The following is a 15,206-nucleotide window of genomic DNA, read 5'->3' on the forward strand; positions in this document are numbered from 1 at the left end:
AAGCAAATACTAAAAGTTGGGAACTTTGAGAATATCACCAACTTGTAGCGTTGCATGAGGTTTTAAATCATTCATCTCCGCCAATTGATCAGTTTCAACCCCAAATCGATTGGCCAGACGAATCATCGAATCACCGCTACGCACTTTATATTCAGTGACCAATTTCGGCACTTGTAAAGTTTGACCACGTTGCAAGCCTGCACGAGTATTCATGTTATTTAAATCTGCTAATTCTTTTGCCGTAATTCCCATACGACTCGCAATTACATTGAGAGACTCACCTGCTTTAACGGTATATGATTCTGTAGCTCTACTACTCATAGTTGATGACTTAGTTACAGCAGATGTTCTATTCGGTTTAGATGAATGATCATTGGAGGATGTATCTTCACCAATGACTTTTAAACGCTGTCCCACACGAATGGTCGATTGTCGATTGAGGTCATTTAACTCAAGCAAGTCATCCAGTTGCATACCAAATTTACGGGCAATCGAAGCTAAAGTTTCACCTGAACGTACAGCATAAATCTCTGAGACCACTTCAGTTGATTTACTTGAAGATTTTGTCGATTTTACTTCGGACTTTGAACTTCGCTCAGCAACTGCTTTGGTTGTTTCAGGAGCTCCTGCTAATTTTAACTTTTGTCCGACATATAAACCTGCTGAAGGTTTTAAACCGTTCAACTCTGCAACGTGTACGAGACCTAAATTATATTTACTTGCAATAGCGTGCAAGCTATCACCCGATTGAACCGTATAGCTATCAGGCACTTTATTGCTGACAGGCACTTTGATGGTTTGACCTGCAAATAACGCTTTATTTGCTTGTAAGTCGTTTAGCTCAACAAGCTCATTTAAGGTGATATTCGATTTCATCGCGATGCTATATAAGCTTTCCCCGCTTTGAACTCGATAATTTTCGGTCTTGTAAGCTGGCTGTATCTTCACCCTCTCGATTTGGTTAGGCGTAGTTTTATCTGCATTTGCCTTCACATCTGAAAGCTGATCTACAGGCACGTTGATACGTTGACCCGCGATGAGGAAAGTATCTGCTTTTAGACCTTCTGTTAACGAAGCTAACTCTTGATTCGATAACGCATAACGATCCGCAATCAGCTTGAGATATTCACCTCGCTTCACCACATAAGGTTGAGTTTTGATCTTAGAAGCAATTGAACTCGATGATTCGGCTGTTTTAGCGTTAGATTGAGCCTTAGAAGACGCAACTGGAGTTTTAGTCGTTGAACCTTTCTTTTCCACTAAGCTTAATGTTTGCCCCACAAACAGATTACTGTTGCTGTTTAAACCATTCCATTCAGCTAAATCGTGAACGGACAGATCAAACTGATTGGCTAACCCAGTTAAATTATCATTTGGCTTTACCACATAAGTCGTAGCTTTATCCTCAGTGTTCTTCTCGACTACTTTGGACTCTTCAGCTTGTGGTTTTGCGTCATACAGGTAGAGTGTTGTTCCAACAAATAATGTTCCATTTGGATCGACTTGGTTCCATTTAGCAATATCACGCCAATTAACGCCATTTTTCATTGCAATGACAGCTAAAGTATCGCCCGGTAAAACCGTGTAGGTACTGCGTTTTCCTTTCGGAGGCGTAACGATGACTTCACTTTCAGTTTTTTCGAAATTTTTATTTTGATTTAATTTCGCTTCTTCCGAAGAGGCTGATGTATTTTCAGCAACGGACTTAGGATATGCGAAACCAACTTTTACCTCAGTTCCTTGTTCAGCAGCAACGGACTGACTGGTTTGAATCGCTGTAAGTTTAATTTTGCCATCAAGCGGATCTACCACTTCGGTACCTTTAGGCGCAAGTGCTGTCAGCTCTTTGACCACTTCATCTTTTTCAGCTTGGGTTGCTTCTGGTTCAACTGCTTTTTCAATATTTTGTTCAGCCGTCAAATTCGGCTGTGCAGGTAGCGTACCTAAAATCTTTTCACGCTCTTCCGCAGAAATAGGCGGTTCTACCAATACGGGTTTCACATTCACTGCAGGCGTAATTGCGACTGGAATACGTGGCGCACTCGGTAAAACAGCAGATGATGCAAAAGCTGCCAAAGCATCAGAACCTCTTGGCGTTTTACTCACAGTTATTGCTGTAGATGACGTATTTGGACTCTTAACCGCCGTAGCTACAGTCGCTGGAGATTCAGCAGTTCGTATGGTTTCAGTGGGCTTAGTTTGAGGTTTAGACTGAATTGCTGGCGTCGTTGTTACTGTTGACGTTGTAGTTTGAGCTTTACTTTGTGCAGAATAGTTCTGTGAAGGTTGATTCAATGCTGGTGGTATATTCGTCGAAGTGACCATCGGCGTTGTCGATGTTTTAGTGGTCACTGCATTTGATGATGGCGATGTTCCACCGGCCCAATAACTTCCACCAGATGGCTTAAGTGATTTAAGTCGCGCATCAATATTCGGATTTAAATCCGCAGGAATCAAGATACGCATTGTGCTCGATGCATCGACGATATCACCACGATGTCCCGGGTTTAATTGATACAATTCGGCACGACTTAATCCTGTAATAGACGCAATTTCATTCAAACTCGCGCCTGCAGGAACAGTCACCTCTCGAAAGTGTGGGCGGTTCGCAATGGGCGGTAAGTTCACACCATATTTATGCGGAGATTTAATGATTTGTGCTACTGCCATGAACCGTGGCACATAATTCATGGTTTCTTGCGGTAATTTTAAAGACCAGTAATCTGTAGGTAGACCCGCAGCACGGTTACGGTTAATCGCCTGTTGAATACGCCCTGGTCCTGCATTGTATGCCGCTAAAGCCAATTCCCAAGAACCAAACTGATTATATAAACTCCCTAAGAACTCATAAGCAGCACGCGTCGACTCAACCACGTCACGACGACCATCGTACATACTGGTTTGTCTTAAACCGTAAATTTTCCCCGTACTTGGAATAAATTGCCACATCCCCGCCGCCGCCGCACTACTGGTTGCCGCGGGATCGTAAGAACTTTCAATGACCGGTAATAAGGCTAATTCTGTTGGTAATCCACGGCGTTCTGCTTCTTTAACGGTGTGATAAAGATAACGAGATGCACGCGCACTTAAACGTTCGATATAGGGCTGACGCGTAATAAACCAACCGCGTTGTGCTTCAATACGAGGGTCCCATTTATTCTCATCCATTTTAAAACCAACCGTCATGCGCTTCCACACATCACCATGTTTTAAAATGAGTAAGCGATCGCCTTCTACTGCACGCATGTCAGTGGCAGAAAGTAAGTCTTCAAGTGAATCCAAACTGTTGGCATCGAGCAACCCAGATTGGGACTTTTGAACTTTTGCTTTGGCAGGTGTAGATGAACACCCCGTTGTTAAACCTAAACCTGCCACCGCAGATGCAATTACAGATAATTTAAAGAATAGATTAACAGGTGGCTTCCACGCTGTGGTGGTTGGTTTATACATACAAATTCCGAAAAACGAATAATAGATTTATTTTATAAAGGACATTTTAGAGAACACACCGTCAGAGACAACCCTACAAATGCATCCTCATTATTGATAAATGTTACAAGAAATTAAAAAATACTCAGTTAAAGCACTGATGATCCCCATTTGCGTATACAATAAATTCTTAAATGTTGTTGTTCAACTCTTTATTCTTTTTTATTGGTTCAAACTATGTCTGAAATCACCCTTTATGTTGATGGTGCATGCCGTGGAAACCCAGGTTTGGGTGGTTGGGGTGCCTATATCGTTACCGAAAATGAAGAACATAAATTGTGTGGTGGCGAACCTGAATCAACCAATAATCGCATGGAATTAACGGCTGCCATTGAAGGCATTGCATTTTGTCCTATTGATACAAAACTGATCGTTTGGACAGATTCGATCTATGTTAAACGTGGCATCACCGAATGGATTCAAGGGTGGAAAAAGAAAAACTGGAAAGATGTTAAAAACCCAGATCTTTGGAAAAAACTGGATGCAACCTGCCAAGGGCGTGACATCGAATGGAATTGGATCAAAGGTCATGCTGGACACCCAGGGAATGAAATGGCGGATCAATTGGCCAATCTGGGTGCAGATCAAACTTTAGAAAAAATGAAAAATGGTGAATTTTCTAAAGCTTCAACTCAAGAAAAAACTCAGCCATCAGAACAATGCATTGAAAAAAAGATTGAAGTTAAAAAAAAAGTTGAAAGTGACTGGCTTTTAGATGACCCTTTTGGCTTTGATTTAGCTGAAGAAGGCTTTGATGAAGTAGAACCTGATCATTTAGCCATGAATCATCATGTGAACCCTACTGAATCAAATCAGGATGCTTTTGATCAAGAGCAATCCAATGAATCTGATCACTCTTCGATGATGAGCAATGCTCCAAATGAGTTAATAACTCCTGACGTTCAAGATGCTGATCCTTCAACACCGACTGTTGGAAATGCAAACGCTAATACGACAAAGCAACATCCACATATTGTGATTACACCTGCGAAATTAAAACTGCAGGGACCACGTCAATTGATCTTAGATACTGAAACGACTGGTTTCTATTATCAGGATACTGACCGAATCATTGAAGTTGGTGCGCTTGAGATGATCAATCGCAAACTTACAGGTAGCTCGATTCATATTTACATTAATCCGAAAAAACCCGTTGGCGACTCTGAAAACGTCCATGGTATTTCTGATGAGTTTTTAAAAGATAAACCTGTTTATGCTGAAATTGCGGATGTGCTGTTTGATTATTTAAAAGGTGCAGAAATCATTGCCCATAATGCCAGCTTCGATATGAACTTCTTAGATATGGAGTTTAAACGTGCAGGCTTTGTGGCACTGTCAGAGGTCTGTGAAGTCACAGATACCTTAGCGATGGCAAAGTCTAAACATCCGGGGCAGAAGAATTCTTTGGATGCTCTAGTGCGCCGTTATGAAATTGCTCAGCGAGACCGTACTTTCCATGGTGCATTACTGGATGCCGAGATTCTCGCTGACGTATATCTGGCGATGACCGGTGGTCAAGTGTCTTTTGATATGGATAGTGCGAATGCTCAGCAAGACTTTGCAAGTCAATCTATTCAACGTGCTAAGATCGAATTTGATTTGCCCGTGATTATGGCGTCTGAAGATGAATTAGAACAACATGAGAACTGGGTCAAACAATATCAAGAAAAACATGGCGAAGCTTGTTTTTTCGCAAAATAAATTCATGTTTCGATTTGATATTTTTTGTAAACAATATTGAGTTCAGTTATATTAAACACAGAACAATTTAGCCTCGCTTTTAGGGGCTAGTTAGAACACTTATATACTCATATATACTTAGGAAAGGTGCAGATAGATGTCTTACCAAACCTCAATTCATTTTGACCCTACGGCACTATTGATAATTAAAAAAGAAGTCGATAATTCAATACAACAAGTAGAAACTGCTGTTAATAGTCTAGTCGAAGATCAAAGTCTGCCTTTCGGTATTGATGATGCTCTAATTCAGTTCGAGCAATGTGCACAAGTTCTTATGCTCATTGACATGCCACACTTGTCTCAATTGACGCAATATGCAGCCGAATTGATGCGTAAAATCATGCTGAATCCACGTCAGATCAAGACTCAAGATGTAGTTGCATTGAGTGAAGGCACGACCATGTTGCGCCGCTATATCGAGTTTATTTGTTTACGTGAAGTCCGCGTACCCCAGTTCTTACTCGACACAATCAATAATCTTGAAATCGCATTAGGCAAACCGGTCACGCCAGAAGGTCAACCTATTCTATCTTCTTTAGAATGTATTGAACCTCGTTTTGCGTTGCCTCAAGCCCCTGAACTTGAAAAATCAATCTTCATTCACAAACTCTATAAATTAAGTTTGCAGAAGTTTCTTCATCAGCAGGAAACTGAACTTGATCAGCAAGCTTTAAAAATTGTCGGGATTTATCTCGCACATTTATCTCAAGCGCAACCAAGCCAACAATATTGGGGCTTAGTTCATGTGGCATTTAATCAAATCGAAAATTTAGCGCTAAGTGACGCACGCTTAAGAACATTAATTAGTATTGAAACTAATATTGCAAGCTTCTTCGAGTCTCCAAATGACTTCAATGTTGAATTGATTGATTTAGCCAACGTATTGAGCATTTGTATTAGTCAAGATGATGATCAAGCACATCAGATTCGTGAGCAAGCCAATATTGGTGAAGACCTGCTTACAGATTCACAACTTCACGTGTTCAGTCGTCATTTATTTGGGCCTGACTTTGAAACTGTACATGTCGCAAGTAAACTGATTACTGAAGAGATGACGCAAATTCGTAATGAAATTGAGTTTAACTATCAAAACATGCCAGAAGACAAAATTGCTGAAATTAAAACCAAACTGTTTAATTTAGCAAATGTGTTTAAAGTGATGAATTTGAATGAAGCATTTGTTGAATTGAAAATTCAAGCTGAAAATTTAACGCAAGACAATATGCAAAATAATCAACAATTTGCACAGCAATTGATGAATAGTATTTTATCTGCAATGAATTCAATTGGCATTTTGGAGCGTAACTTTACTTCTAGCCGCCTGCAGCTTCGTGTCAATAACATGCAAATTTCATTAGATCGTTTAGATGAAGCACATGATGCATTATTAACACAAACCAAAACGTTAGTTGAAGAGTCAAGCACAATACTGTTGAATTATTTACAAGATCCTCAAGCGACGAGCCTTGAAAATATTCCAGCGCAATTTAAAGAAATTAGCGGTGCATTACTTTTCCTTAGCGCAAAAGATGGTCAAACTGCATTACTCAATAGTGAAAGCTTCTTAAAAGCCGAAATAGCGAAAGAGTCAACACTGACTAAACCTCAAGTTGAACGCTTACTCGATGTACTTGCAAGTGTAGAAATTCTGATTGAAAATATCCGGAATAAGCAGCCCATTATTCAAAAAATGTTTGATATTGCCCTGACTAGTAGCCAAAACTTAAAAGCCTCTGCTTAATGTGTAAAGAACTCTCGATTGCTTATATCTTTAAGCAACAACAGCTTTTGGTAGATGAAAATTTTCAACTACCAAAAGTCGAAAAGCTTGCAGACGACCTGCATTTTATCTCGGACGAACAAGTCATCGCCCGAGATTTGCATATTGAAGAAGCGATTCCTGAAGGCTATCAGCTTGTCCCGATTCGACAGTTGATCACGCAATGGACCAAACATGAGTTTGAGCAAGCTAGTCGTGCGATCCAACTGTTAGAATGGCGTAGAAATCATAAATTCTGTAGCCATTGTGGTGCTGAAACTGAAGTCCATACTTCTGAATATGCGATGGTTTGTCCAGCCTGTCGTTATCATCAATACCCTCGTGTTCAGCCTTGTGTAATTACCGTCATTACACGTGGTGACAATGAGATCTTATTGGCCAAAAATGCAAAAAATAAATCCAATATGTACGGATTGATTGCAGGATTTGTAGAAGTGGGTGAAACGCTTGAAGAAGCGGTAGCGCGTGAAACAGCAGAAGAAATTGGTCTAAAGCTGAAAAATATCCAATATCTTTCAAGCCAACCTTGGCCTTTTCCAAGCAATCTTATGATTGCATTTAAAGCTGAATATGCGTCAGGTGAAATCAATCTTCAAGAAGAAGAAATTAGTGATGCACAATTCTTCAAATTTGATCAACTTCCTGAAATTCCCTTTGCGGGTAGTATCGCGCATGCCATGATTCAGCATGTGATTCATAACACATCAATGCATTCAGATTAAAACCCAAATAAGAGTAAAAATAAAAAAAGAGAATCACGTTGCAACCTGATTCTCTTTTTATTGTTATAAGCTTTTTTATTTCAGTGATTGTTCTATCGCATCTAAAATGGTTTGTCTGGTTTTAAAGAATGGACTAAATAAACTCGAGATACTGCCCATGATCGAAACATGTCCTGTTTTGGGAATTGTAATCACTTCACAGTGATTTCCACAAGCTTTTAACTGCTTTTCTAAATCATAGGTATTGCTGTTCTTAACCAATTTATCCTGCTCTGCCAATAATAGATAATGCTGAATCGGATTTTGATCAACAAAATAATACGGCATCACTTGCTGATAATGAACAGTCTGGTCAAAAGCATGCTCTGATAAAGCATCCCCTTTGTAGTCAAAATGATAAGGTCCAGAAATCCCGATAAGTGCTTTAATATTTTGCTTATTTTTAAACTCAACCGCTTTAGGATGATAAATCAGTGATGCAATATTAAATGCCCCAGCTGAATGTCCCATCATAATAATATTGGACGTCGATATACCCAGTCTATCTTGATTTGAATCTAGATAATTGAGTGCAACCACCAAATCATCGACATAGCTTGGAAAAATATGGTCAGGGGCTAAATGGTAGTTAATAACCGCTACATCATGTCCGAAACGAGCGAAAGCTTCCCCCACAAACTTATAAGAACTCTTATCGCCACGACTCCATGCCCCACCATGCACAAAGACAATCAAAGACTTAGATTGAGCATGATCTGAAACGTACAAATCCAACTGTTGACGTGGCTCGAGTCCATAGGCAATGTTAGGACGAATCTGATAGCCTTTCTTTGGAGTAAGACCATTGATCGCTAAACCACCCAAATCGTAAGGGCGAAAGTTCTCAATTTTACGTTGAACAAACTCAAGTTGAGGTTTGAATTTATTTTCTAATCGCTCTTTTAGTACTTTGATTTTAGGGTTGGACATTTGGCTCAACTGCATCTGGATCAATGGCAACTGGAGTCTGCTCTAAAGGTTGAGTTTGTGCCCCACCGACCATTGGTGTTGTAAAAGAAGCAGATTGAATGCCATTTGCGGTACTTTGTTGTTCAACATTATCAATCAAAGTCACAATTTTTTGGACATTACCTACTTGTTGAAGCACCGTATTCAAGTCATTTTCTTCGGCGTTATTTAAACGTCCCATCACATACATCACAGCATCTTCTGTATGAACTAAAACTTTGCTTTCAGCCACAACAGGCGCACGCATGATCAGACCGCGGGTATTCGCCGTCACGGTAGCATCCTGCATAATCGTGGTGTAGTTCACCTGATTACCAACAGTGATATAGTTGTGAATGGTTTTTACATCACTCATTGCACGGACATTATCTTCAGCCAATTGTTTTAAATGTGCATCTGGAACTTGGCCTGTCAACAACACGTTACTGTGAAAACTGTTGACATTGACACGCGACTGCTTAAAACGTGCATCCAATTTATAAAGATTAATCTTTGCAGTACGTTCAATTGAAGAATCGATAAAAACCTGACCAAGCGAACGCGTTCCGCTTGAAACACCGACAGGCTCAGCACCTGTACCGCTTGAAATAAAACTCGCGCAACCTGAAAGGCTTGCAACACACATCATTGTTACCACAATACGGCTAAACACTCAGCAAGTCTCCTCGTGAAACTCAATATTCTTTAATTTAAATGACTGATCTAATTACAAATTATAGATTAATCAAGTCTGCATCCAATGTAAATGCATTTTCAATCCACTGTTGATCATACGCCAACTTAGAAAAGTCTTGCTGTAGATTTTTTGCAATTTGTTGATTGAAATCAAAACAAATTACATCAAAACGATAATAAAACTGTTCAAATCGTTCATTTTCACTAATAAATACCAGTGCCGTTTTAATAATTTTGCGTTGCTTTGACAAGGTAATAACTTCATTGGCAGTACCATGTCGAGTCAGGCTACGTGCTTTGACTTCAACAAAAACTAAGCTTTGATCCTTAATCACAATGAGATCAATCTCGCCATACTGTGAATGATAATTGGTTGCAATAATCTGATATTGTTCTTCAATCAAGATTGTTTTAGCCTGCTGTTCTGCCCAAACACCCAAACGTTTAGCCGTGGATTGAAGTTTAGGTGTTTTGTCTAATTGTAGATTTTGCATAATGATCACAATCTTTTATTTAGGTTGACCTCATTCAAAAAATGCTTAAGCCATGACCTCTCAGTTGGCGATTAATAGTAAGCTCCACTTACCCAAATTTAGATTGCAACCAAACCTTTTTTGGTTTTTTCAAAGCAGGTAGGTAATCGCTCAACACGATCACTGCCAATATTGATTAAACCCGTCCGACCTTGAAAACTTAAATTTTTAACATTCGGGTTTAATACAAATTGCTCTGCAATATGCCATGCATCTCCTCCAAACGCATATAAACGCTGGAATGCTAATGTGGTAGGATTTTGTTTATAGACATTAATCACATCCGGCCATTTGGTTTGATAGACAGCCGGTACATCACAAAATTTCACACCCAATGGAATCGGTTGACTATCTTCAATCGAAATCGCTTGAACATAAAGATTAGAAGATGGTAATCCTTTTAATGAATTTATCCATCTATTACTCCCTAACAGTAATAAACCATCTTTAGATTTTATTTTTGGAACTTGGTCGACGATCGACACATGACTTGAGTATTTTTTATAAAGTGCATTTACAAAACTCAAGGTTTCAGCTTCTGTTCCCTGCTCACGAATCACATAGACATTTTTAATTTTATCTTTCTCAAGTACCTTCACCAATGCGCTTGCATCCGCATCTTTAGACAGACTGTACTGCCATACATTGGGATGTGACAGCTCAACTTCGTTGAGTGCCAACACGGGTCGTTTCGGATTTTCTTGAATTAAACGCTCAACATCAGTACGTGCCAAAGGACCGATAATCATTTTTGTATTTCGATTAACATTTGATCTCAACACATCTTTGATGATTTTACGGTCAGAATTTACAAATTTTAAGGGGATTTGACTGTTGGATGACTGTTGTGCAGACACAATCCCCAGTTTAATACTGTTACCTGCTCGCGCCATAGGGCCAGATTCAGGTAAAATAACCAAAACCTCCGCTTGAGCTTGGATCATCATTCCAAGTAATCCTAAGCAAAACAAACTTTTTTTATTGTTCAATTTATCCACCATGGAGAAAACCTATGAGTGCTCAGTTATTTGTAGTAGCAACCCCGATTGGGCACTTAGACGACATGACCTATCGCGCTATTGAAGTTTTAAAGTCTGTCGCACTTATTGCAGCTGAAGATACACGTCAGTCTGCTCTTTTAATGAAACACTATAATATCGCAACTCCATTGACCGCGTGTCATGATCACAATGAAAGTAACAAAATTGATATAATTATCGAAAAATTAAAAAATGGTGAGAATGTTGCGCTTGTCAGTGATGCAGGCACGCCATTGATTAGCGATCCAGGTTTTAAACTGGTTCGTGCCGCACAAGAGCATGGCATCCGTGTTACTCCTGTACCGGGAGCATGTGCAGCCATTGCGGCACTCAGTTCAGTTGGTTTACCCAGTGACCATTTTAGCTTTGAAGGTTTCTTGTCTTCTAAGCAATCACAGCGTTTGATTCAGTTGAATAAATTGAAAAGTAACATGCATACCATGATTATTTATGAAGCACCTCATCGCATCTTGGATTCTGTTAAAGACATGGTCGATGTATTTGGTGGGGAACGCGCAGTAGGTTTTGCTCGTGAAATTACCAAGACATTTGAAACCATCAAAAAGATGACTTTGGCTGAATTACATGCATTTATCGAAAGTGATCGTAATCAACAAAAAGGTGAGATTGTACTGGTGATCGCGGGTGCAGCAGAAGAAAAGGACATGGAGCAAGAAGAGTTAGATAAATTATTGCTTCGTCTACTGCAAGATTTATCTGTTAAGGCTGCGTCACAACTTGCGGCTGATTTGACGGGGATTAAAAAGAAAATTGCCTATCAACGTGCATTAGAATTGACTGCTCAAGCCGATGATGATTAGAAATTACATCTCATTTGACTCAAATTTTTTTATGACTATTCATTGGTTGAGATATTTTATTTAAATTTTCAAGAAAAAAAGCATCACTGATGTGATGCTTTTTTAATGCACGCTAAAAACGTTCATGCCATACAGACTATCTGTTTTAATCTCGTGCACTCTCGTCTGGAGGAACTTCTTTGATCTGTCCACCACGCGCTAAAAAAGCAGCAACTTCATCTTCTAAAGCTTGACGCTGTTTTAATTTCGCTGTGATCGTTAAGGTTTCTGCTTCAGCAACATCGGCATCAGAAACAATTGAATCACTTATAGCTGCACCTTTTTCGGCAGCTTGAGATTCATCATCATCAACAACGTTATCTTCGTTATCATCAAAATCATTTGAATCTGTCATTTTAAACTCCCCATTAATGACACCCATAGCAACCCAGATAAATCAGATTCGATTTAATGAGGAATGTAGCAAGCTATTACGATTTCGACTAGAGTCTCAGCCACTTGATTTGTATATTTATCAATCAAATTCGTAAAAAAGTATTAATGATTGAGCAAATTTAATCCAGACATTTATTTTCGACCCATTAGGCTTGATAACGAGTATTTTTAAGTACTGATAAACCGTTAGCTTGTTGCATAAAGCGCGTTTTAAAAATAGGCAGCTGCTCAACTTGCTTCAAACCAAAATTTCTCGCCCAAACCACTGGAAATAATTCGGTGGTTTCCAACCATCCAATGGCTGACATGCCATGCATCATGGCTTCATTCTGAATTTTACGTTGATGCTCATAGCGCTTTAAGGTCTGTTCATGTGCCCAAACGCCTCGCTTAAGATCATGCAATAACACATCACACAAAATTGCTGCATCTAAACAGCCAATATTCACGCCTTGCCCAGCAAGTGGATGAATCACATGCGCTGCATCACCCACCAAGGCTAGTCCATCTTGAACATATCGCTGTGCTGCTCGTGCTTTTAATGGGAACTGTGCACGTGGCGTTGCTTCTAACACCTCTCCTAACATGTGGTGACTTTCACGTGTCAATAATGCTGTAAATTCAGCATCATCTAGGTTGGCATACTCTTCCGCATAGTCATCTGGCAAAGTCCAAACGATCGACTGCCAATGTCCCTCTTGTTCTGCATTTAAACTCGCCATGGGTAAATATGCCAAAGGTCCTGTAGGTAGAAAAATCTGACGTGCCACATGCAAGTGCGGTTGTGCTGTACGAATCGCACAGGTTAAACCTGCTTGTTTATAATCCAGTACATCTATATCGATATACGCTTGCTCTCGCACAAATGAATTTGCACCATCTGCACCGATGAGTAGCTTGGTTTTCAGCTCAGTGCCATCAGCAAGTTTGACGATCCAACACTTTACACCGCGCTCAATCCGTACCACTTTAACTTGAGTGCGATAGTCTTTCACGACAGCTAACATTTGTTGTTGAATCGCGAGATTGAGCACACTCGGTTCAACCATTGACCCTAAGCTATTTTCAACACTTGGAAATTGTGTAGACTCTTCACCAAAGTTAATTTCACCATAACCATTTTTGTTCCACACTTGCATGCCTGTGTAGGGCATGTGACGTTGAATTTTGTCCCAGACTTGAACCGTTTTAAGTAAATGAATGGTTGCTTGACTTAAAGCCAGCACACGCGGATTGGCAATTTGAAGTACCAATGCTTCATCTAAAATTGGCGCAGCATCTAACACCGTTGCTTGCACACCGCCGTCAGCCAACAATAATGCGGTTAAGCCACCCACCAAGCCACCACCAATAATGACAACCTCTTTTAAGGCTGATTGAGTATTTGTCATGACTTTAACCCCATCGCATAGTTGGCAACGAGTGGCTTTATACCCGGTATATTTTCAAAACACATTAAGCCCATGTTTCGAATGAATCTAAGAAGTAGGTTTTGATTACTGAAGCCACGAACCACGGAATCACAGAATTTAATCACGCGTTGTTGATCTTTCAATCGTGCTTGTTCATAGGCTTGAAGCACGGATGCTTCACCTAAATCAGCATTTTTTTCAAGTTGTTCTGTCAGATATCGTACAAGCACATGAGCATCGCGCATACATAAGTTAAAGCCCTGCCCTGCGACTGGATGAATCGTATGTGCCGCATTACCCATCAGCACTACACGTCCAATCGCTTGTTTTTCTGCAAGTACTTGAGACAACGCGAAGCTAAAGCGTTTGCCTGTTTTTTGGAATTTACCTGCACGGTCACCATAAGTTTGTTGCAAGGCATCTAAAAAGTGCTGATCATTTTCTTCACCGAGCCATTCACTTTCTGTTCCCTTTGGTACTGGCCAAACCACTGAACGACGATACTCACCTGGCAATGGTAAAAGTGCAAGTGGCCCTAGTGGGCTAAAGCGCTCAAAACCAACATGATCATGGGGTTTAGATGTTTGAACAGTTGTTACGATCGCGACTTGATCATAGTCATGTTCTGATGCGCCAATACCTAAAGCTTTACGACAGAATGAATCACGACCATCGGCAGCGATGACTAATTTGGTTTGTAATTCAAGTTTTTGACCATAACGAACCGCTTCGATATAAGCGAGGTCTGAATCTTGGGTGAGTGATGTCACTTGCACGCCATCAATCAACTCAATCATTGATTGCTTTTTAACTTCAGCTAATAGCACGCGACCAAGCCAAGCATTCTCAATCACTTGTCCAAAGCTTTCGACTTTCTCTTGCGCTGCTTTTAAACGAGCCTTACCAAAACTGCCTTGTTCTGTGATGTTGACTTCTAAAATGGGCGTTGCGTGTTCTTGTAATGCATTCCACAGTCCGAGTTCTTGATAAATTTGAACTGTGCGGCGTGACAAAGCACTGTTTCGAGCATCAAAACTTGAATGATATGGAGCAAGATTTTCATCATCATAATCTGGATATTTAATCGCTTCGAGTAGTTTTACTTTTATAGTGGCTTTGCTCAGCATCAGTGCCAAACTGAGTCCGACCATTCCACCGCCAACGATGATGACCTCTTGTTGCATGCTTGCTTCCTTATCTGTTGTATTCGATTCTAACTGTCGAAATACTTAAAACCTGTATTGGTTTTATCTTACATCAAGGCTTGGATTTTTTATAATGGATTCGTGAAAGCAGCATGACTGGTTCAATTATAATAGGATGTCAATAGACTTCTTGCATAAATCAAATTTTAACCAAAATTCAATTCATAATGGAAGTTCCCTCTCCTTATTAAAGGAGAGGGTTAGGGAGAGGTTTTATATTGGAAATTCTCATCATCATAAGCTTATCGCAAAAGGGTAAGGGGCTTTTATATATTCATTTTATTGTCTAATTTTGTACAGTCTTCGACTTTTATAAGAGATCTAATCATCAGAATCTGCAATGCAT

12 protein-coding genes are annotated in these 15,206 nt (G+C 39.9%); 4 read left to right on the forward strand and 8 right to left on the reverse strand.

Annotated elements, in window-relative coordinates; translation table 11 throughout:
* Window positions 1-9: 9 nt before the first annotated feature.
* Window positions 10-3,450, reverse strand: coding sequence for a lytic transglycosylase (locus AC5YD2_RS04135; protein WP_496125103.1), 3,441 nt, complete (start codon window positions 3,448-3,450; stop codon window positions 10-12).
* A 216-nt stretch (window positions 3,451-3,666) separates the two neighbouring features.
* On the opposite strand from AC5YD2_RS04135, the gene dnaQ reads away from it, so the two are divergent.
* From dnaQ to nudC, 3 genes are all read left to right on the forward strand, one after another.
* A complete protein-coding gene (gene dnaQ, locus AC5YD2_RS04140; protein ID WP_496125104.1) occupies window positions 3,667-5,190 on the forward strand; it encodes a DNA polymerase III subunit epsilon in 1,524 nt (507 codons plus the stop codon).
* 136 nt (window positions 5,191-5,326) lie between these two features.
* The gene (locus tag AC5YD2_RS04145) at window positions 5,327-6,970 is read left to right on the forward strand and encodes a chemotaxis protein (RefSeq protein WP_496125105.1); all 1,644 of its coding nucleotides are present in this window, start codon (window positions 5,327-5,329) and stop codon (window positions 6,968-6,970) included.
* Window positions 6,970-7,731, forward strand: coding sequence for an NAD(+) diphosphatase (nudC, locus tag AC5YD2_RS04150; RefSeq protein ID WP_496125106.1), 762 nt, complete (start codon window positions 6,970-6,972; stop codon window positions 7,729-7,731). Before AC5YD2_RS04145 ends, nudC begins: the two co-directional genes overlap by 1 nt.
* Before the next feature lie 75 nt (window positions 7,732-7,806).
* Here the strand turns inward: nudC and AC5YD2_RS04155 are convergent, their stop codons facing one another.
* The 4 genes from AC5YD2_RS04155 to AC5YD2_RS04170 all read right to left on the reverse strand — a co-directional run bounded on the left by AC5YD2_RS04155 (window position 7,807) and on the right by AC5YD2_RS04170 (window position 10,936).
* Entirely contained in the window at window positions 7,807-8,700 is an 894-nt protein-coding gene (locus AC5YD2_RS04155; RefSeq protein ID WP_496125107.1) for an alpha/beta hydrolase, read from the reverse strand.
* On the reverse strand, window positions 8,687-9,391 hold the full coding sequence (locus AC5YD2_RS04160; protein WP_496125108.1) for a BON domain-containing protein: 705 nt from the start codon (window positions 9,389-9,391) through the stop codon (window positions 8,687-8,689). The genes AC5YD2_RS04155 and AC5YD2_RS04160 overlap by 14 nt, the downstream gene beginning before the upstream one ends.
* Window positions 9,392-9,452: 61 nt before the next feature.
* Entirely contained in the window at window positions 9,453-9,908 is a 456-nt protein-coding gene (locus tag AC5YD2_RS04165; protein WP_496125109.1) for a YraN family protein, read from the reverse strand.
* Between the two features lie 98 nt (window positions 9,909-10,006).
* Window positions 10,007-10,936 (reverse strand): penicillin-binding protein activator, encoded by a 930-nt coding sequence (locus tag AC5YD2_RS04170; RefSeq protein WP_496125110.1) that lies wholly within the window; start codon window positions 10,934-10,936, stop codon window positions 10,007-10,009.
* Between the two features lie 23 nt (window positions 10,937-10,959).
* Here AC5YD2_RS04170 and rsmI point away from each other — a divergent pair, with 23 nt between their 5' ends.
* Window positions 10,960-11,808 carry a 16S rRNA (cytidine(1402)-2'-O)-methyltransferase gene (rsmI, locus tag AC5YD2_RS04175; protein WP_496125111.1) on the forward strand — a complete coding sequence of 283 codons (849 nt, stop codon included), beginning with the start codon at window positions 10,960-10,962 and terminating at the stop codon, window positions 11,806-11,808.
* Between the two features lie 145 nt (window positions 11,809-11,953).
* Here rsmI and AC5YD2_RS04180 read toward each other — a convergent pair whose 3' ends face one another.
* The 3 genes from AC5YD2_RS04180 to ubiH form a co-directional block, all read right to left on the reverse strand.
* Window positions 11,954-12,202, reverse strand: a complete 249-nt coding sequence (locus AC5YD2_RS04180) for a hypothetical protein (RefSeq protein WP_496125112.1) — start codon at window positions 12,200-12,202, stop codon at window positions 11,954-11,956.
* 187 nt (window positions 12,203-12,389) lie between these two features.
* On the reverse strand, window positions 12,390-13,634 hold the full coding sequence (locus tag AC5YD2_RS04185; RefSeq protein ID WP_496125113.1) for an FAD-dependent monooxygenase: 1,245 nt from the start codon (window positions 13,632-13,634) through the stop codon (window positions 12,390-12,392).
* A complete protein-coding gene (gene ubiH / locus AC5YD2_RS04190; RefSeq protein ID WP_496125114.1) occupies window positions 13,631-14,839 on the reverse strand; it encodes a 2-octaprenyl-6-methoxyphenyl hydroxylase in 1,209 nt (402 codons plus the stop codon). The genes AC5YD2_RS04185 and ubiH overlap by 4 nt, the downstream gene beginning before the upstream one ends.
* Window positions 14,840-15,206 lie beyond the last annotated feature (367 nt).

Source organism: Acinetobacter sp. CY73 (genome assembly GCF_059515865.1).

Bases quoted from the DNA above. Each gene is read 5' to 3' on its own strand.
- AC5YD2_RS04135 (WP_496125103.1), bottom strand. From the start codon at position 3,450: ATGTATAAACCAACCACCACAGCGTGGAAGCCACCTGTTAATCTATTC.
- dnaQ (WP_496125104.1), top strand. From the start codon at position 3,667: ATGTCTGAAATCACCCTTTATGTTGATGGTGCATGCCGTGGAAACCCA.
- AC5YD2_RS04145 (WP_496125105.1), top strand. From the start codon at position 5,327: ATGTCTTACCAAACCTCAATTCATTTTGACCCTACGGCACTATTGATA.
- nudC (WP_496125106.1), top strand. From the start codon at position 6,970: ATGTGTAAAGAACTCTCGATTGCTTATATCTTTAAGCAACAACAGCTT.
- AC5YD2_RS04155 (WP_496125107.1), bottom strand. From the start codon at position 8,700: ATGTCCAACCCTAAAATCAAAGTACTAAAAGAGCGATTAGAAAATAAA.
- AC5YD2_RS04165 (WP_496125109.1), bottom strand. From the start codon at position 9,908: ATGCAAAATCTACAATTAGACAAAACACCTAAACTTCAATCCACGGCT.
- rsmI (WP_496125111.1), top strand. From the start codon at position 10,960: ATGAGTGCTCAGTTATTTGTAGTAGCAACCCCGATTGGGCACTTAGAC.
- AC5YD2_RS04180 (WP_496125112.1), bottom strand. From the start codon at position 12,202: ATGACAGATTCAAATGATTTTGATGATAACGAAGATAACGTTGTTGAT.
- AC5YD2_RS04185 (WP_496125113.1), bottom strand. From the start codon at position 13,634: ATGACAAATACTCAATCAGCCTTAAAAGAGGTTGTCATTATTGGTGGT.
- ubiH (WP_496125114.1), bottom strand. From the start codon at position 14,839: ATGCAACAAGAGGTCATCATCGTTGGCGGTGGAATGGTCGGACTCAGT.